At 69.1% G+C, this 17,507-nt stretch carries 16 protein-coding genes; 7 read left to right on the top strand and 9 right to left on the bottom strand.

Translation table 11 applies throughout. The features are described 5' to 3' along the window. Positions 1-12: 12 nt before the first annotated feature. Positions 13-720 carry an energy transducer TonB gene (locus tag CSEG_RS23575; protein ID WP_013080195.1) on the bottom strand — a complete coding sequence of 236 codons (708 nt, stop codon included), beginning with the start codon at positions 718-720 and terminating at the stop codon, positions 13-15. A gap of 193 nt (positions 721-913) precedes the next feature. Here CSEG_RS23575 and CSEG_RS15570 point away from each other — a divergent pair, with 193 nt between their 5' ends. After that, entirely contained in the window at positions 914-1,792 is an 879-nt protein-coding gene (locus CSEG_RS15570; protein ID WP_013080194.1) for a transglycosylase SLT domain-containing protein, read from the top strand. Here the strand turns inward: CSEG_RS15570 and CSEG_RS15565 are convergent. Next, the gene (locus CSEG_RS15565) at positions 1,779-2,969 is read right to left on the bottom strand and encodes a CaiB/BaiF CoA transferase family protein (RefSeq protein WP_013080193.1); all 1,191 of its coding nucleotides are present in this window, start codon (positions 2,967-2,969) and stop codon (positions 1,779-1,781) included. The two genes, CSEG_RS15570 and CSEG_RS15565, sit on opposite strands and share 14 nt — an antisense overlap. 81 nt (positions 2,970-3,050) lie before the next feature. Beyond that, complete coding sequence (locus tag CSEG_RS15560; RefSeq protein ID WP_013080192.1) at positions 3,051-4,841, bottom strand: hybrid sensor histidine kinase/response regulator; 1,791 nt, start codon at positions 4,839-4,841, stop codon at positions 3,051-3,053. Between the two features lie 206 nt (positions 4,842-5,047). Between CSEG_RS15560 and spbR the strand changes: the two genes are divergently transcribed. Next, on the top strand, positions 5,048-6,181 hold the full coding sequence (spbR, locus tag CSEG_RS15555; protein ID WP_013080191.1) for a pole-localized protein SpbR: 1,134 nt from the start codon (positions 5,048-5,050) through the stop codon (positions 6,179-6,181). Positions 6,182-6,242: 61 nt separating this feature from the next. Continuing rightward, positions 6,243-7,007 carry an NUDIX hydrolase gene (locus CSEG_RS15550; protein ID WP_013080190.1) on the top strand — a complete coding sequence of 255 codons (765 nt, stop codon included), beginning with the start codon at positions 6,243-6,245 and terminating at the stop codon, positions 7,005-7,007. On the opposite strand, the gene CSEG_RS15545 is transcribed toward CSEG_RS15550, so the two are convergent. Genes CSEG_RS15545 through CSEG_RS15530 form a run of 4 tightly spaced genes read right to left on the bottom strand, consistent with a single transcriptional unit; the run spans position 7,004 to position 10,525 of the window. Continuing rightward, positions 7,004-7,639 (bottom strand): ABC-type transport auxiliary lipoprotein family protein, encoded by a 636-nt coding sequence (locus CSEG_RS15545; protein WP_013080189.1) that lies wholly within the window; start codon positions 7,637-7,639, stop codon positions 7,004-7,006. The genes CSEG_RS15550 and CSEG_RS15545 overlap by 4 nt on opposite strands. Then, positions 7,636-8,574, bottom strand: coding sequence for an MlaD family protein (locus tag CSEG_RS15540; RefSeq protein WP_013080188.1), 939 nt, complete (start codon positions 8,572-8,574; stop codon positions 7,636-7,638). The genes CSEG_RS15545 and CSEG_RS15540 overlap by 4 nt, the downstream gene beginning before the upstream one ends. Continuing rightward, a complete protein-coding gene (locus CSEG_RS15535; protein ID WP_013080187.1) occupies positions 8,574-9,413 on the bottom strand; it encodes an ABC transporter ATP-binding protein in 840 nt (279 codons plus the stop codon). Before CSEG_RS15535 ends, CSEG_RS15540 begins: the two co-directional genes overlap by 1 nt. Next, the gene (locus CSEG_RS15530) at positions 9,410-10,525 is read right to left on the bottom strand and encodes an ABC transporter permease (protein WP_041538335.1); all 1,116 of its coding nucleotides are present in this window, start codon (positions 10,523-10,525) and stop codon (positions 9,410-9,412) included. Before CSEG_RS15530 ends, CSEG_RS15535 begins: the two co-directional genes overlap by 4 nt. A 227-nt stretch (positions 10,526-10,752) precedes the next feature. On the opposite strand from CSEG_RS15530, the gene CSEG_RS15525 reads away from it, so the two are divergent. Further along, the gene (locus CSEG_RS15525; RefSeq protein WP_013080185.1) at positions 10,753-12,312 is read left to right on the top strand and encodes a methyl-accepting chemotaxis protein; all 1,560 of its coding nucleotides are present in this window, start codon (positions 10,753-10,755) and stop codon (positions 12,310-12,312) included. A gap of 31 nt (positions 12,313-12,343) precedes the next feature. On the opposite strand, the gene CSEG_RS15520 is transcribed toward CSEG_RS15525, so the two are convergent. Further along, a complete protein-coding gene (locus CSEG_RS15520) occupies positions 12,344-13,396 on the bottom strand; it encodes a LacI family DNA-binding transcriptional regulator (RefSeq protein WP_013080184.1) in 1,053 nt (350 codons plus the stop codon). A gap of 218 nt (positions 13,397-13,614) precedes the next feature. On the opposite strand from CSEG_RS15520, the gene CSEG_RS15515 reads away from it, so the two are divergent. The 3 genes from CSEG_RS15515 to CSEG_RS15505 all read left to right on the top strand — a co-directional run bounded on the left by CSEG_RS15515 (position 13,615) and on the right by CSEG_RS15505 (position 16,760). Further along, positions 13,615-14,871: an MFS transporter gene (locus CSEG_RS15515; protein ID WP_013080183.1), complete on the top strand. Its 1,257-nt coding sequence runs from the start codon at positions 13,615-13,617 to the stop codon at positions 14,869-14,871. 19 nt (positions 14,872-14,890) lie between these two features. Continuing rightward, the gene (locus tag CSEG_RS15510; protein ID WP_013080182.1) at positions 14,891-15,697 is read left to right on the top strand and encodes a TrmH family RNA methyltransferase; all 807 of its coding nucleotides are present in this window, start codon (positions 14,891-14,893) and stop codon (positions 15,695-15,697) included. Between the two features lie 82 nt (positions 15,698-15,779). After that, entirely contained in the window at positions 15,780-16,760 is a 981-nt protein-coding gene (locus CSEG_RS15505; RefSeq protein ID WP_013080181.1) for an alpha/beta hydrolase, read from the top strand. Between the two features lie 4 nt (positions 16,761-16,764). Here CSEG_RS15505 and CSEG_RS15500 read toward each other — a convergent pair whose 3' ends face one another. Beyond that, entirely contained in the window at positions 16,765-17,484 is a 720-nt protein-coding gene (locus tag CSEG_RS15500) for a helix-turn-helix transcriptional regulator (protein ID WP_013080180.1), read from the bottom strand. Between the last annotated feature and the right edge of the window lie 23 nt (positions 17,485-17,507).

Raw genomic sequence — 17,507 nt, 5'->3', positions numbered from 1 at the left:
GAGGAGGCTGTATCAGCCTGCGTTGAACCGGATCGGTATGCTGACGGTCGCGCCGTCGACCGCCTCGCCGTTCTCCATCTGCGGCCTCATCTTGAAGAAGCGCGAGATCTTCAGAGCGGCGGCGCCGAAGCCTTCGCTGGCGGGCGTTTCGGAGATCACCGAGCAGTCGCGAACCGCGCCATTGACCGCCACCGTGCAGCTCAGAGTCGCCGAGCCCGAGACGCCGCGTTGCTGGGCGCGTTCGGGGTAGTATCGCGCCACCTCATCGCCTGTCGGGATCCTCAGCCAATTGGCGCGGGTGATGACCTTTGGCGCGGTCGGCGTCGGCGGCGTCGCGGGGGCGGCCGGAGCCGTCGGCAAGACCGCGGGGCCCGGCTGGGGCGGTCCCTCGACCTCGACGGGTTTGATCGGCAGGGGCTCGGGCGTGGGCAGCGGCGTCGGGACCGGTGTGTGCAGCCGAATCTGATTCTGTCTGGGCTGGGCCTGGGGCGGCGGGGGAGGCGGCGGCTTGGGCGTGTAGACCTGCTCGATCACGAACGGGTTGTCAGGCTCGGCCGACGGCAGGGGGGCCGTCCACTTCTGATAGGCCAGGTAGCCGATCAGCATCAGGTGCGCGGCGGCCGAGACGCCCAGGCCCACGATCAGCGCGCGCGACGGCTTGCGCGGCGCGTCGTCCAGTCCAGGAATGCCGGAACCATTGGGATTCAGGGCCAGAGCCATATCGATCTCCCTAATGAAATTACATTCGTAGGATCAGATCAGCACGGCCTTGCGTCCCTGTAAATTGACAATCGTAATCCGGGCGTTGATTTCTGTTGCGGGCGTAGGGCCGCCTGCGACATCGCGTCTCCGGACGCGAGGTGGCGATCGTGGTTAATTGCGAATTAACCATGATCGCCGACTCCTGAGGCCCATGCCCGCCGTAGGTTCCATTCGCAGCGTCGTCGAGTCGGCGATCCAGCGCGCTTCCAGCGCGACCGGGGTCGATTTCTCGTTCCTGATGGGCGCGGCCAAGCGCGAGAGCGGCTTCAATCCCGCCGCCAAGGCGCGCACCTCCTCGGCGTCGGGTCTTTTCCAGTTCGTAGACCAGACCTGGCTCGCCACGCTGAAGAAGCACGGCTCCAAGTACGGCTACGCCCGCTACGCCGACCTGATCTCGCAAGGTTCAGACGGTCGCTATCGCGTCGATGGGGATGAGGCGCGCAAAGCCGTTCTGGGCCTGAAGATGGACCCGCACGCCGCCTCGCTGATGGCCGGAGAGCTGACCTCGGATCACGCCTCGTACCTGCGCGGTCGGGTGGGGCGCTCGCCCACCGCCGGCGAGCTCTACGCCGCCCATTTCCTGGGGCCCCAGGGTTCGGCGAAGCTGATCCAGGCGGCGACGTCGTCTCCGAGCGCCAGCGCCGCGGCCATGTTCCCCGAAGCCGCCCAGGCCAACCGCTCGATCTTCTACCGCGAAGGCCGGCCGACCACCGTCGGCGAACTCTACGCCAACCTGACCAAGACCGGCGGCTCGGCCCGGATCGCCGATCCGGCGCCCTCGCGCCCGGCCGACGACGACCAAGGCTTCATGCAGTACGCCAGCGGTCGTCGCTTGGAGCGCATCCAACAGCAAGAAGCGGTGATGAACCTGATCCTGCGCGGTTCGCAGGACGTCGGCGACCCGTTCGGCGGCGCGGGTTCGTCCGGCTCATCGGGAATGGGCGCGGGCCAGCGCCTAGCCAGCTCGATGTTCTCGGTCGAGATGCTGCGCGTGCTGGCCGACGCCAGCGACAAGATCAAGCAGCGCTGACGCTCGTCAAAGCCGCGACCTTCTCCTCGTCCCAGCCCAGTTCCCGGAACACCGCCGCGGTGTCGGCGCCCAGCGACGGCGCCGGACCTCGCGGTCCATCTGGCGTTCCCGGGAAGCGGGCCGGCGCGGCCGGCGCCCGGAAGGCCCCGCCGCGTCCGTCCGGCGTCTGGACGAAGCACCCCGCCGCCTCGGCTTGCGCGTCCTCGGCCAGCTCGCGCGGGGTCTGGTAGGGCGCCCAGGTGATGTCGCCCGCGTCGAGGACTTCGGCGGCCTGGGCGTAGGTCATGGCCCCGAAAGCCGCGTCCAGGATGTCCACCAGCGCTTGGCCGTGCTCGCGACGAGATTTGGCCGAGGTGAAGCGCGGATCGTCGACCAGCTCGGGCCGCCCCGCGGCGGCGGCGATGCGCGGCCAGTCGACTGAGCCCTGGCGCGGCAGCAGGCAGATCCAGCGGCCGTCGGCGGTCTTGTAGAAGTTGGCCAGGGGCTGAACGGCCTCTCGACGGCCGCGCGTGGAGGCCAGTTTCCCCAGGCGCAGCTGGATCGCCATGTCCGAGCCGATCGCATAGACGCCCGTCCGAAGTAGCGAGGTCTCGACCAGGCGGCCCACGCCCGTCCGCTCGCGCTCGTACACCGCGGCCAGGATGGCCGACACCGTCGCCAGCGAGGTGACGTGGTCGCCCATGCCCGTGCGGATCGGGAAGCGTTCGGAGCCCTTCGGCGCGGTGATCGCCCCGACGCCGGCGCGCGACCAGAAGGCGGCGACGTCCATGCCCGGCTTATCGGCGTCGGGACCCGTGAGGCCATAGCCCGTGAGGCTGGCGTAGATCAGGCGCGGATTGACCGCCTTCAGCGTCTCGTGGCTGAGCCCGGCGCGCGCCAGAGCGGCGGGGCGGACATTGGTCAGGAAGATGTCGGCGGTGGCGACCAGGGCCTTCAGCGCTTCGCGGCCAAGGTCGCTTCGGATGTCCAACACCACCGCCCGCTTGCCGCGGTTGTCCAGCTCGAAGACGGGGTTGGCGTCCTGGTCCGAACCGATGGTGTCGAAGAAGCGACGCATCGGATCGCCCTCGGGCGACTCGACCTTGATCACGTCCGCGCCCCAGTCGGCCATGATCCCGGCCGCGCCGGGGGCGGCGATGTAGGTCGCCAACTCGACGACCCGCAGACCTTCCAGCATCGCGTCCTCCCATTGTGTTGTTGGGAGCAACCATGGGGGAGGGGGACTAGCCTTGAAAGGCTTACCCTACGGCAGATGTCTTCACGCCGCGGCGATCCGAGGCGTGTCGGGGCGCTCCAAGGCGGCCGCGTCGGCGACGGCGCGCGCCACGCCCGCCACGCTGACCGGTTTGCGCAGCACGATGTCGGCGCCGGCGTCGAGGCTTTCGCGCGCTTCGTCGGAGTCGCCGTCGATCATGGCGATGATCGGCGCGCGCCGATTGGGGCCGTCCCGCTCGCGCAGGGCCCTGGCGGCGGCCGGACCGTCCATCACCGGCATGCGGCCGTCCAGCATCAGAAGGTCGAACTCGGCGATCCCGGCCAGGTCCACCGCCCGGCGGCCGTTCTGCGCGTGGACGACCTGGTGCCCCAGCTGCTCGAGGATGGCCCGCAGCATGGCGGCGTTCAGCGCGTCGTCCTCGGCGATCAGCACGCGCATGATGCGCGGGGCGCCCAGCGGGTCGGCCGTCGTCGAAACCTCATGCGCCGCCCGCTCGGCCAGCGGGTCGAAAGGCAGACGCAGCGTGAAGCAGCTGCCAACGCCCAGGGCGCTGCTGGCCTCCAGCGCGCCGCCCATCAGCCGTGACAGCTGACGCGACAGCGACAGGCCCAGGCCCGCGCCGTTGACGCCGGCGCCGGTACGTTCGACGCGTCGGAACGGCTCGAAGGCCAGCTCCAACTCTTCGGTCGAAAGACCGGGACCGGTGTCGGCGACCTCGACAGCCACATGGTCGTCGCGCAGTTCGAGGCGGACCTCGATCCGGCCGCGCACCGTGTACTTCACCGCGTTGCTGAGCAGGTTGGACATGATCTGGCGCGTACGCAGCGGGTCGGCCACCGTCGCCCCGCGATCTCGGCCCAGCAGCAGCGGGTCGATGTGAACCGACAGCTCCAGCCCCTTGGCGCCGGCGTGCGGCTTTTCCAGCAGCACCAGGTCCTGGATCAGGCGGACGGGATCGAAGGCCTGACGCTCGACGCTGAGGCGACCGGACTCCGCCGTCTCGGAATCGAGCGTGGCGTTCAGAACCGCGATCAGGTCCTGGGCGGCGTCCAGCGCCGCGTTCAGCTGCTCGCGCGACGGGGCTGCGCGCCCGCCGCGGCCCGCGGCGGCGGCCAGGACATGGGTCACGCCGGTGAGGCCGTTGCGGATCTCGTGGCTGAGCGTGGCGACGATGTCGGACTTCGAGCGCGCGGTCCGCTCGGCGGTCTCCAGAACGCGCAGGCGCTCATGGACCAAATGCTCGTGGTCGACCGCGAGGTCGTGTTGCCGGCGCAGGGTGCGGTTGTGAATCATGGCCAGCGCCAGGGCCAGCGCCGTGGCCCCCCAGGTCAGTTCGCCGCCCGCGTGCGGCGCAGGGCCGGTGAACTGCGCGATCAGCGGGCCGGCGGCCGCCAGGGGCGTGACGATCAGCAAGGCCGGCAGGTAGGGGGCCGAGAAGAACGCGCACAGCACCGCTCCGGCGGTCGCCAGCATCAGCAGGGTCTCCCGCGCCGGGCCGGCGCCGGCGGCGAAGGCCGAGATCTGCGCGACCGCGAGCGCCCAGAGCGCCCCGCAGGCCACATGGATGCGCGCCCGGCGGCCCAGGTCCTGCGACCCGTCGTCGCGTAGCCAGTTAACAGCCAGATAGAAGGCGCCCCAGTTGATCGCGAAGATCGCGAAACTGGCCGTCATCCAGATGCTGTTGGTCGCGAACGAGGCCACCCAGACGAACAGCGGCAAGCTGACGGCGAACACCCCCAAGGCGTAGGGCAGCAGCGCGGCCTGGGCGTCTAGAGCCTTGGCCAACTGCGCGCTTCCGACGGGATCTTCGTTCTGGCGGCGCTCGGCGAGCAAAGGCGCGCTCCTATTGATGGGCCCGGCACCTTAAGAGCGCGTCCTTTGCTCGGCGTTACGGCACATCGTTAATCGCTGGCTTCGCGGCGCAAACAATCGTTAAGCCTAACGATTGATGATCGTGACTCGCGAAACGCTCCGTCCAGGGCTTTCGCCGATACGCACGACAGGTTTCGACAAGCACCCTCGGTCCGAACGGGCGATCCATGGCGACGACGCGCGCAGCACTGACCGATGCCGACATCCGGATGCTCGTGAAGGGCGCCACCGCCGACGAGCGCGCGCTGGCCGCCCACAAGCTGTGCCGCAATATCGATCGCGCCGAGCTGGGCGAGGAGGACCGTCAGGTCGCCCACGACATCCTGCGGGTGATGGCGGCCGACGCCGCCGAGCTCGTGCGCCGGGCCATGGCGGTGACGCTGAAGAGCTCCAGCGTCCTGCCGCACGACGTGGCCATGCGGCTCGCGCGCGACATCGAGCTCGTCAGCCTGCCGATTATCGCCTTCTCGCCGGTGTTCACCGACGCGGACCTTTCCGAAATCATCCGCGTCGGCGGTCCCGCGCGCCAGCTGGCGGTGGCCAAGCGGCCGAAGCTCTCCAGCCGGATCACGGCCCAACTGGTCGAAGAGGCGGGCGAGGAGGCGGTCGCCACGGCCTGCGCCAACGACAACGCCCGCTTCTCCGAGGTCTCGCTGAAGAAGGCGCTGTCCCGCTTCGCCAAGTCCGAGCAGGTGCTCCAGGCCGTAGCCTATCGCGCCACCCTGCCGTTGGCCGTGGCTGAGCGCCTGATCGACATGGTCGGCGACCAGCTGCGCGACCACATCCTCACCCACCACGCCCTTTCGGCTGAATTGACGCTGGAGCTGATCGTCGACGCCAAGGAGCGGGCGACGATCGATCTGGTGGACCAGGCCGGACGGACCGCCGATCCGAAGGCCTTCGTCGCGCACCTGAACGGCGTGGGACGCCTCTCGCCGTCGCTGCTGCTGCGCGCCCTGGCGCACGGACACATGACCTTCTTCGAGTGGGGCGTGGCGGAGCTGGCCGGCGTTCCGCACCATCGCGCCTGGCTGATGATCCATGACGCAGGGCCGCTGGGCCTGAAGGCCGTCTGCGAGCGCGCCGGCCTGCCGCCCCGCCTCCATTCGGCGTTCCGGGCCGGCGTGGACGCTTTCCACGCCTTGGAGTTCGACGGTGGTGATCAGGACCGCGAGCGGTTCCAGGAGCACATGATCCAGCGCTTCCTGACCTCGTCGCACACCGCCTCGCGCGACGACACGGACTATCTGCTGGAACGCATGGACCGGAGCGCCGAAAAGCGGCGATCTGCCTCACACTGACCTCGAACAATCGTTCGAAACTGGACTGGCGGCGACGTCGTCCCGGCGCCAAACTACTGGCATGTCCGACTCTTCCGAAGGCGCGATCCGCGCGGCTGCGACCATACTGCTGCTTCGAGACGCGCCGGATTTCGAAGTGCTGATGGTCAAGCGCCACCATCAGATCGACTTCGCGGCCGGAGCGCTCGTCTTTCCCGGCGGCAAGAGCCATCAGGGCGACAGCGATCCCCGTTGGCGCGATCACGCGCTGGGTTTCGACGCCGTCGAGCGCGACGACGCGGCCTTGCGGATCGCCGCGCTGCGCGAGGCGTACGAGGAGGCCGGCGTGCTGCTGGCCCGTGATCGCGACGGCGCCTTTTATGCTGGAGAAGCCGCCAAGGACATCCGCGCGGCGGTGGCCGAGGACAAGGTCCCGTTCATCGAGGTGGTGGCTGATCTGGGCCTAAGCCTCGACCTGTCGGCGCTGACGGTCTTCGCCCGCTGGATCACGCCGAAACTGATGCCAAAGCGGTTCGACACCTGGTTCTATGTCGCCCACGCGCCCTTGGCGCAGCAGGCGATCTGCGATGGCCACGAGGCGGTGGACGCCGAATGGATCGCCCCTCGGCAGGCTCTGGCGCTGGCGGCGTCCGGGGCGCGCAAGGTGATCTTCCCCACACGCATGAACCTGCAGCTGCTGGCCGAGAGCGCGGACCCGTCCGACGCCGTCCGGCGCGCGGCGGCGCGTGAGCTTGTCACGGTCGAGCCCTGGGTGGATGGAGACGTCCTCCGTATTCCACCCGAAGCGGGCTACGGCCCCGTGACCGAGTCCTTGGCCGCGCTCTAGTTCGCGATCGCGGGGCCGGCGGCGTTGGTCCAGGCGACGACCTCACCCAGAACCTGCGCGACGGCCTTGTCGTAGGCCGGCACGATGGCCGACACGCGATTGTCCGCCGCCTTCACGCGCGCCTCGAAGACCTGATCGCCGACCAGCACCCGGTCGGAGTTGCGGTTCAGGACGCCCCGCACGCGCACCACGACTTCCGGCGCGGCCTTGGGGCCGTCGACATAGTCGGTTTCGAAGGTCCGCACTTCCAGCCGCAGGACGAGATCGGCCTTGGCCACCTCGCCGCGACCGATCAGACGGGCGCGGCCGGGATCGTTCTCGAACGCGCGGGCGACGGCCTCCTCGAACAGCACGAAGGCCGGCGAGACCCAACGCGCGTCGGCGATATAGGCCACCTGTCCCTGGTTGCTGGTCAGGATGCGGTCGCTGGCGGCTGCGCGGGTGAAGGTCGAAGGCGACTTGAGCACGCCGAACATGGCGCCCGGCGGTCCCTTGGTCGCGCTGATCTCCGCCTCGCCAAAGCGATAGAGGCCCACCGGCTTGGTCTTGGGAAAGACGCTGATGCACGCCGAGAGGCCGATGGCGAGAGCCGCGACGGCCGTGAGGCGGGCGATGCTGCGGACGGGGCTCATGGTTTGACCTCCACTTCCTTGGCGGGCGCCTTGCTGAGCGCGCCGCGAGGGTTCTGTTCGACCTCGCCGACCAGTCGGTCCAGCGACTCGGCGGCCGATTGCAGGGTGACGATGGCCGCCGACAGCTGGGGCAGGCCGGTGGTCGCGAAGTCGCTGGTCGGGCCTTCAAGCTTGCCGACCATGCCGCGCGCGTCCTTGGCGGCGGCCTTCAGCTCGGCGGCGGCGTCGCCCAGCTCCTTCAGGGTGCGCTTGGCGTCGCCGTTGACGACCCCGTCGGCGCTGTTGGCCAGTTGGGTGATCGATTGCGCCGTCTGATCGATGCTCTGCAGCGCCTTCTGGGCGTCGGCGATCACTTCCTTGCGCTCGCGCATCTCGGCGGTGACGGCCTGGACGTCGCTCAGCGCGGCGCTGAAGGTCTTGATGTTGTTGTCGGAGAGCACGCGGTTGACGCGGTCCAGCGCCTCGATCGTGCGCGTCAGGACCGTGCCGCCGCCCTCGAGCAGATCGGACAGGGCGCTGCGCTGGCTGCGCAGGACGGGCACGCGGCCGCCCTTGACGGTGTCCTTCAGGAGCTCCTTGTTCGGCGAGCCGGCGGTGATCTGGATGTAGTTGACGCCCGTGATGCCCTGCGGCTCCAGCGTGGCGTAGCTGTCGACCTTGATCGGCACGTCGGAAGTGACGCGGATGCGGGCGATCACGCGGTTGGGGTCGCTCTTGTCCAGCTCGATGCGCGTGACCTCGCCGACCTTGATGCCGTTGAAGTGCGCCTCGCCGCCTTGCGACAGGCCGCGGACCGGTCCGACGAACAGCACGTCATAGAGATCGTAGTCACGGCTGAAGCTGATCTTCGCCAGCCAGACGGCGAAGACGATCAGCCCCATGAAAAGGGCCAGCGTGACCGCGCCGACCACCGCGTAGTTGGCGTTTCTTTCCATCAGTCGATCCTCGCCTCGGCCAGGGACTCGGCGGACGCGGCGGCGCGTCCTCGCGGGCCCAGGAAGTACTTCTTGATCCAGGGATGATCCGAACGCTCCAGTTCGTGAACTGGCGCCACGGCGACCACCTTCTTGTCGGCCAGCACGGCCACGCGATCGGTGATGGCGTAGAGACTGTCCAGATCGTGGGTGATCATGAACACCGTCAGGTCCAGGCTTTCGGACAGGTCCTTGATCAACTCGTCGAACGCCGCGGCGCTGATGGGGTCGAGGCCGGCGGTCGGCTCGTCCAGGAACAGCAGCTCGGGATCCATGGCCAGCGCGCGGGCCAGGCCGGCGCGCTTGCGCATGCCGCCGGACAGCTCGGCCGGCTTCAGCAGCGCGGCATGGGCGGGCAGGCCCACCATGGCGATCTTCAGGTCGGCGATCTCGTCGATCTCGCGGCGGGGCAGGCGGGTGTGTTCGTGCAGGGGGGCCGACACGTTCTCGCGCACCGTCAGGTTCGAGAACAGGGCGCCCTGCTGGAACAGCACGCCCCAGCGGCGTTCGATCGAGGACCAGCGACGGCGCGAAGCGGTGCGCATGTCGCCGCCGAACAGGCGCACATGACCGCCGTCGGGCGCCTTGAGGCCGATAATGGTGTTGAGCAGAACCGATTTGCCGGTGCCCGAGCCGCCGACGACGCCCAGGACCTCGCCACGCTCGACCTTCAGGTCGAGGCCGTCGTGGACCACATGGTCGCCGAAGCGGGACACCAGCCCCCGCACCTCGATCGGAAAGGTCTCGCTGTCCGGGGTCTCGATAGCGGCCGGCGCGGGCGCGGAAGCAGGACCGTTCATATGTCCAGCTCCATGTAGATCAGGGCGAACACCGCATCGATCAGGATGATGGCGAAGATGGCGTGGACGACCGCGGCGGTGACCCGGCGGCCAAGCGCTTCGACGTCCTGGCCGACCTCCATGCCCTGGCGGCAACCGATGGCCGCGATCACCGCGGCCATGACGGGGGCCTTCGACAGGCCGATCCAGAAGTGGGTGGGGCCGACATAGTCGACGATCCGCTGCAGGAAGAAGTTCGGGGACAGGTCCAGCACGATCCAGACGACGAGAATGCCGCCCGCCAGGCCGGCGATCGTCGCCACGAAGGTCAGGATCGGGATGGTCAGCAGCAGGGCGGCGAACCTCGGCAGCACCAGCGCCTCGTAGGGATCCACGCCCATGACCTGCATGGCGTCGATCTCCTGGTTCATCTTCATCGAGCCGATCTCGGCCGCGAAGCTCGAGGCCGACCGGCCGGCCAGCAGGATCGCCGTGATGAGGATGTTGAATTCGCGCATCACCGAGATGCCGATCAGCTCGACCGAATAGACCTGGGCCCCGAAGTCGGTGAGCATGTTGGCGCCCAGCAGGGCCACCACCGCGCCGATGAAGAAGGTCGTGGTCGCCACGATGGGCATGGCGTCCAGGCCCGCGCGTTCGCACAGAGCGACGATCGGCGCCCAGCGGATCCGCCGGGGATCGACGATGCTGCGGCCGACCGCGGTGAGCAGATGGCCCAGGAAGGCCATGGTGCTGAACGCGTCGGAAAACAGGCCAAAGACGCCCCGCCCGATCCGTTCCAGCAACGCCCGGAAGCCGCTGGGGCGCACCGCAGGCTCGGACTTCACCTGGATGGCGGCGGCCACCAGCTGCAGCAGGCGAACGACGCCGTGGCGGGCCTTGACGTCTTCCGGCTTCAGGCGCTCGTCGGCGGCGCGCAGGATCGCGTAGGCGCCGGCGGTGTCGCAGCGGTTGACGCCCGTCAGGTCGAAGGTCGGGTTATCGACCCCGTCCAGGGCCTCGGCCAGGCGCAAGCCGGCGTCGAACAGCCCGCGGGCGGTCCAGTCCCCCGACAGCACCGCCGTCGGGCGGCCATCCTGTTCGGCCAAGGTGAAGTCCGCAGGAAGCGCCATGAGGTCCTTGAGGGTGTTCTCTCGGTTATATCCAAGCCCCGCCATGGACCTGACAAGTGCAAAACGCGCCAAAGCGCAGCTTGTTTCTCCGGTGCGTGACAGGGAAAGCGGCGGCGGCGGGAAAAGTGGGCGAAAGGGCGCTGGGTTCGGCCCCCGGATTTAACTTCGGTTAAGACATTCGGCTCACCAACGAACCAATCAAAAAAGGTAGAGTTCGGAGTAACGGCATGGGCGCGGACGCGAAGCTGGATCAGCGGATGGCCTTCATGCGGTTCGACGACCGGGCCCGTTCGGCCCTGCGCGGCGTCCAACCGGTCATCGAGGCGGAGATCGGAACCGCGCTCGGACAGTTCTACGATCAGGTCCGCGCCTTTCCGGAGACGCGCGGCAAATTCCGCGACGAGGCCCATATCGCCGCCGCCGAGCGCGCCCAGGCGGCGCACTGGGGGCGTATCGCCCGAGCGGACTATGGCGACAGCTACGTCAGCGACGTCGAGCGCATCGGTCGCGCCCACGTTCGCGCCGAACTGGAGCCGCGCTGGTACATCGGCGGCTACGCGGTGGTCGCCGAGGAACTGATCCGCGCGGTGATCTCCAAGCGCGCCAAGGGCCTGTTCAACGGGGCCAAGTCCGACCAGGAACTGGCCGACGGCCTTTCGGCCATGGTCAAGGCGATCTTCCTGGACATGGACCTGGCCATTTCCAGCTACATCGCCTTCATGGACGAGCAGCGCCAGGCGCTCGAGGCCGAGCGCGAGGCAGGCCAGCGTCGCCAGGCCGAGGCGGTCAAGGCCTTGGGCGTGGCCTTGTCACGCTTGGCGGAGGGGGATCTCTCGACACAGGTCGAGGGCAGCCTCTCGCCGGAGTTTCAGGGGCTTAGGGCCGACTTCGAGAAGGCCGTGGGATCGCTGGACGCGGCCATGCACGCGGTCGAGCGCTCGGCCGGCGGCATCTTCGCCGGCGCGGAACAGATCGCCAGGGGCGCCGAGGACCTTTCCGAGCGCACCGAACGACAGGCGGCGACGCTGGAGCAGACGGCCGCCGCGGTCGAGGAGCTGACCACCGCCGTGGGCAAGACGGCCCAGAACGCGCGCGATGTTTCGTCTCAAGTCGAACAGGCCAGCGCCGAGGCGCGACGCTCGGGCGAGGTTGTCAGCCGCGCGGCCGAGGCCATGACCAAGATCGAGGCTCAGTCCCAGCAGGTGAACCAGATCCTGGGCGTGATCGACGAGATCGCCTTCCAGACCAACCTGCTGGCGCTGAACGCGGGCGTCGAGGCGGCCCGGGCGGGCGACGCGGGCAAGGGCTTCGCCGTCGTCGCGCAGGAAGTGCGGGCCTTGGCCCAGCGCTCCGCCGACGCGGCCAAGGAGATCAAGTCGCTGATCACCGAGTCGAGCCGCCAGGTGGGCGAGGGGGTCGAACTGGTCGGCCAGACCGGCGAGGCGCTGCGGGGTATCGTCGAGAAGGTCGGCGGCATCGGGGCGATGGTCACCGCGATCGCGGCCTCCGCCAGCGACCAGGCCGAAGCCCTGGGGCAGGTCAATTCCGCCGTGAACCAGCTGGATCAAGTCACCCAGCGCAACGCGTCCATGGTCGCGCAGTCGACCCAGGCGACTCACGCGCTCTGCGCCGAGGCGTCAGATCTTTCCAAGCACGTGGGCGCCTTCCGCCTCGGCGGCGAGGTTGGCCGGACGTCCGGCGGACCCGCGGGCCAGCAAGCCTCGAGCGACAACGCGGTCCACTCCGCTCACGCCCGCATCGCGGCCTTCGCGCGTCCAGGGCGCTAGTCCATCCTTTCGCGCCCCTTTCGCGCCGTCGTCAGCGCGGCGGCGGCGCGGTCGAGGCCCGATGGATCAGCTCGAACGGCAGCAGGAGGTCCTGAGGCCGATCCGCCGGCTCGTTGGTCTTGGCTCTGGTGATCAACAGCTTGGCCGCGACGGACGACATCTCCGCCACCGGCTGACGCACCGTGGTCAGCTGCGGGCGGCTGAAGCGGGCGCTGGGACTGTCGTCGAAGCCGGCCACCGACACGTCGCCGGGGGTCATCAGGCCGGCCTCGGCGATCGCGGCGACGCAGCCCAGGGCCATGTCGTCATTGCTGGCGAAGATCGCGGTCGGCCGGTCGGGCAGGGCCAGCAGCGCCTTGGCCTCCGCCATGCCCGATTGGAAGGTGAAGTCGCCCTGGCGAACCCATCCGTCCGACACCGGCAGGTCGTGCGCCGCCATCGCCGCCAGATAGCCCTCGCGCCGCGCCTGGCTGGCGCCGTAGCGAGGCTCTCCGATGATGAAGCCGATGCGCCGGTGGCCCAGGCCGATCAGGTGCTCGGTCATTTCGCGGGCGGCGGCGACGTCGTCCATGTGGACGCGGGGCCCGAGACCCTCGGCGCGTTCGGGGCCGACGCGCACATGGGGCGTGCCGGCCTTGTCGAGCAGCTCCAGCACCACGGCGTTGTCCGACGAGGGCGGCGTCAGGATCACGCCGTCGGGCTTCAGGGCCGCGAGCAGCGCGGCGACTTCCTGCCGGACCTGCGGGCCTTCATGGTCGATCAGTTCGATGAGCAGGTGGTAGCCGGCCTCGCGGCACTCCAGCGTGGCGCCCAGCTGGATGCGGCTCAGATAGTCGGCCCCGCGCTCGCTGCGCCAATGGTCGATGGTCAGGGCGGCGTCGACGAACACGGCGATCACGAACGAGCGCGAGCCGGCCAGGCTGCGCGCCGACAGGTTCGGGCTGTAGCCGAGTTCGCCGGCTGCTTGCAGGACACGGTCGCGCATGGCGGGCCGGACGTTCGGCTCCTTGTTCATCACCCGCGAGACGGTCTTGATCGAGACGCCCGCCCGCGCGGCGACGTCGTAGATCGTCACCGAAGCCATAGTCCGTCACGCCCCCTCGTGAGACTCACGCCAATCCGCTTAGCCTAGAGCCTACGCCGCGCAGATGAAAACCTCTGGACGACAACATGGTGGCCCTTGTGCGGCAAGGCGGGCGCGGCCACTGTGCGGCCAGACGCGGCGCAGACCGCGCGGACCCCTAGGGGTCGTTCAAGAACTAGGGGCGAGCGAAGCCGATCGCACGTCCTGGGGGAGATGATATGCGGCCAGAGGATCGGGCGCGGCCCAAGGAGCCGGTGCGCGCGGGTTTTATCGCCGCCTACACCCTGGCGCAGATCGGGGCGTTCGTGTCGTTTCAGCCGCTGCTTCAGGTGCTGTTGCCGCTGAAGGCCCAGGCGATCGATCCGGCCGGCAAGGCGGTGGTCCTGAGCCAGGTCGCCTTCTACGGCGCGATCGTCGCCAGCATCGCCAACCTACTGGCCGGCGCGATCAGCGACAGGACGACATCGCGCTTCGGACGTCGGCGGCCGTGGATCGTGGTCGGCGCGATCGGCGCGTCCTTGGCCTATCTGGCGATCATGCGGGCGACGACGCCGATGGCCCTGATCGGCGGGGTGATCCTCTTCCAGCTGACCTTCAATCTGTGCTTCTCGGCCTTGGTGGCGGTGATGCCCGACCGCGTGCCCGACGGCCAGAAGGGGCTGGTGGCCGCGTTCCAGAGCCTGGGCAACCCGCTGGGGACCGCCGCCGGCGCGGTGCTGATCGGCGGGGTCCTGGTTGTGGAGGGGCAGCGCTATGCGGCGATCTCGGCCGCGCTGCTGATCGGGCTTTTGCCGCTGGTGATCAGCCTGCGCGACCCTCCCTTGCCCAAGAGCAGCGTACCGCCGTTTCGTCTGGGCGCGTTCCTGTCTGGGCTGTGGGTGAACCCGCGCAAGCATCCGGACTTCGCCTTCGCGTGGGCGGGGCGGTTCATGGTGCTGGTCGCCCTGTGCCTGACCCAGAACTACATGCTCTACTTCCTGCAGGACGTGCTGGACTATCCCCGCCTGTTCCCGGGACGCCGGGCGGAGGAGGGGTTGGCGATCCTGACGACGGTCTCCACGGTCTCGAACGTCGCCCTCGCCATGCTGGGCGGCGTGTTGTCGGACCGGCTGCAGCGCCGCAAGCTGTTCGCCTTCGGGGCGGCGCTGGCCATCGCCGCGACCATGGCCGTCTTCTCGCTGTCGCCCAGTTGGCCGTTGTTGTTGGTGACCTATCTCGTGCTCGGATGCGGCGCGGGCTGCTTCTATGCGGTCGACATCGCCCTGGTGACCCAGGTGCTGCCGTCTCAGCGCGACGCGGGCAAGGACCTGGGCGTCATCAACCTGGCCAACACCTTGCCCCAGGCCTTGGCGCCGGGCCTGGCCGTCTGGGCGCTGGGGCCCACACAAATGAACTATCAGGTCTTCTTCCTGATGGCGGCGGGACTGGCTCTGGCTGGCGGTCTGGCGATCCTGCCGATACGAGGGGTGCGCTGACCCTTAACTAGAGACCGTCTTGCCCCAATTTCGCGTTGTCACCGATCCGGACGATCCCGCCGTCGCCCCGTTCCGCGCGATCAAGGAGCGCGACCTCGTCGGGCGCGAGGGGCTGTTCATCGCCGAGGGCGAGACGGTGCTGCGGGCGTTCGTGCGCGATGCGCTGGAACGTGTCGTCTCGCTGCTGATCGACCCCAAGCGGCGCGACAAGCTGGAGGACGTCTTCGCGAGCTTGCCGGAGGATGTCCCGGTCCATTTCGCCGACCAGGCCGTGCTGGACTCCATCGCCGGCTTCCATCTGCATCGCGGCGTGCTGGCGGTCGGACGAAAGCCCCAGCCGGTCGCGGCCAACGCTCTGCTGGCCGGCTTGCCCGCGCGAGCGGTGGTGCTGGTGCTGTGCGGGATCGCCAACCACGACAACATCGGCGGTATCTACCGCAACGCCGCCGCCTTCGGCGCCGACGCGGTGATCCTGGACGCTGACTGCTGCGACCCGCTGTATCGCAAGGCGATCCGCGTCTCGGTCGGCGCGGCGCTCTCCGTGCCGACCGCGCGACTAGGGCGCGGCGAGGACATCGCCGACCTGCTCGCCAACACCGGCTTCGAAGCCCTCGCGCTCAGCCCTTCGGCGTCCGAGGTCCTGGCGCGACTGAAGCCGGCGCCGCGCACCGCCGTGTTGCTGGGCGCTGAGGGACCGGGCTTGTCGCCGGACGTCATGGCGAGAGCGCGAACCGTCGGCGTTCCGATGGCCAAGGGGTTCGACTCCCTGAACGTGGCCACCACCAGCGGGATCGTGCTGCACCACCTGCGTTTCGCTGAAGTCTAGGCGTTACGGAAACCGGTTTCCAAATCGACCGAAGCCGATTTAGGGTCCCGCTCACAACATCCCGTCAGAAGGCTTCGATCCCATGCTGAACCGTCGCGGCGCCCTTGCGGCCTTTGTCACTGGCGTCCTGGGGTCCGTGGCGGCGCGAAGGGCGGAAGCCGCGGAGCCTTCCAAGTCGGCGCCCGCCGACCCCACCGAGATCATCACCCTCTGGCCGAACGGCGCCCCGGGCGGGGAGGGCGTCACGGTCGAAGAGCAGATCATCGACCGCACCACGCCCGGCGGCCCGCGCGACCGCGCCCAGGTCCACACACGCAAGCCGACCCTGGCGGTCTTCCGGCCCAAGAAGCCAAACGGCGCGGCGGTCATGCTGATCCCGGGCGGCGGCTACGAGCGGGTCGTTCTGGACAAGGAAGGCTATGAGACCGCCCGCCGCCTGAACGCGAGCGGCTACACCTGCTTCGTCCTGTTCTACCGCATGCCGGGCGACGGCTGGGCGGCGGGCGGCGACGCGCCGCTGCAGGACGCCCAGCGGGCGATCCGCCTGGTCCGCTCGAAGGCCTCGGCCATGGGTTTCTCGCCAGACCGTATCGCCATCATGGGCTTCTCGGCAGGCGGCCACCTCGCCGCCAATCTGACGGTGCGGTTCGACGCGGACACCTATGCGCCGGTCGACGCGGTCGACCAGCTGCCCGCCAAGCCGAACCTCTCGGCCCTGATCTATCCGGTCATCAGCCTGGACCTGTCGATCGCCCACGGCGGCTCGCGCAAGCAGTTGCTGACCCGCGACGCCTCGCCCGATCGCGAGGCCGTCCTGTCCCCGGACAAGCAGGTGCGCGAAGGGCTCTCGCCGGTGTTCCTGCTGCACGCAGCCGACGATAAGACCGTCCCGGTGGCCAATGCGCTGACCATGTTCACCGCATTGAAGGCCAAGGCTGTCCCGGCCGAGCTGCACGTCTTCGAAGAGGGCGGCCACGGCTTTGGCCTGCGCTTCACCCCGGACAAGCCGGTCGCCGCCTGGCCCGGCCTCTTCGAGGCCTTCGCCAAGCGACACGGGATCTAAGGCGTCAGCAGGCCTCCTTTTGCCGGGCGTCCCAGGCGGCGATCTCGGCGTCGCGGAACTTGAGCCACTCGGCGCGCAGCACCGCCGGTCGCTTGCCGTGGCGCTCGTCCAGGAACTCGGCGCCGACCACGCGGTCGGTGCGGAAGGTCCGGAACGCCTCGCGCAGTTCGCACCAGGCGATGATCATCCGGATCGTCTCGCGATAACCGACCGTGACCGGCCAGATCACGCGATTGCTGACCGCCCCGGCCTCGTCGCTGTAGTCGAGCCTGATCTTGCGGCCGGCGTGGATCCAGGCGCGGACCTGGGCGACGTCGATGCGGTCGGTCTGCGGCTTCCAGGCCGGCGCGGCGCCGGTGGCCGGCTCCAGCACATAGGGTCGAAGGCGGTCGGGCACGGCCGAGGCGATCTTGCTGATCAGGTCCTTGGCCGCCTTGGCCAGCACGGGGTCGCCGCGTCCGGCCACCCATTGCGCGCCCAGCACCGCCGCCTCGATCTCGTCGGGCGTCAGCATCAGCGGCGGCATGTCGAAGCCCGCCTCCAGCACATAGCCCACGCCGGCTTCGCCGCGGATCGGCGCCCGCTGACCGACCAAGGCGGCGATGTCGCGATAGACACTGCGCTTTGAGGTCTCGAGCTCGGCGGCGATGGCGTCGGCCGTCACCGGCGCGCGGCTGCGGCGCAGGATCTGGATGATCTGGAAAAGGCGTTCGGCGCGTCTCATGGCTTCGAATATCAGCGATCGCT

The sequence above is a fragment of the Caulobacter segnis ATCC 21756 genome, from assembly GCF_000092285.1.
GTDB classification, from domain to species: domain Bacteria; phylum Pseudomonadota; class Alphaproteobacteria; order Caulobacterales; family Caulobacteraceae; genus Caulobacter; species Caulobacter segnis.
The sequence above is the reverse complement of the archived record's forward strand: the minus strand, read 5'-3'. Positions and strand labels throughout refer to the sequence as shown.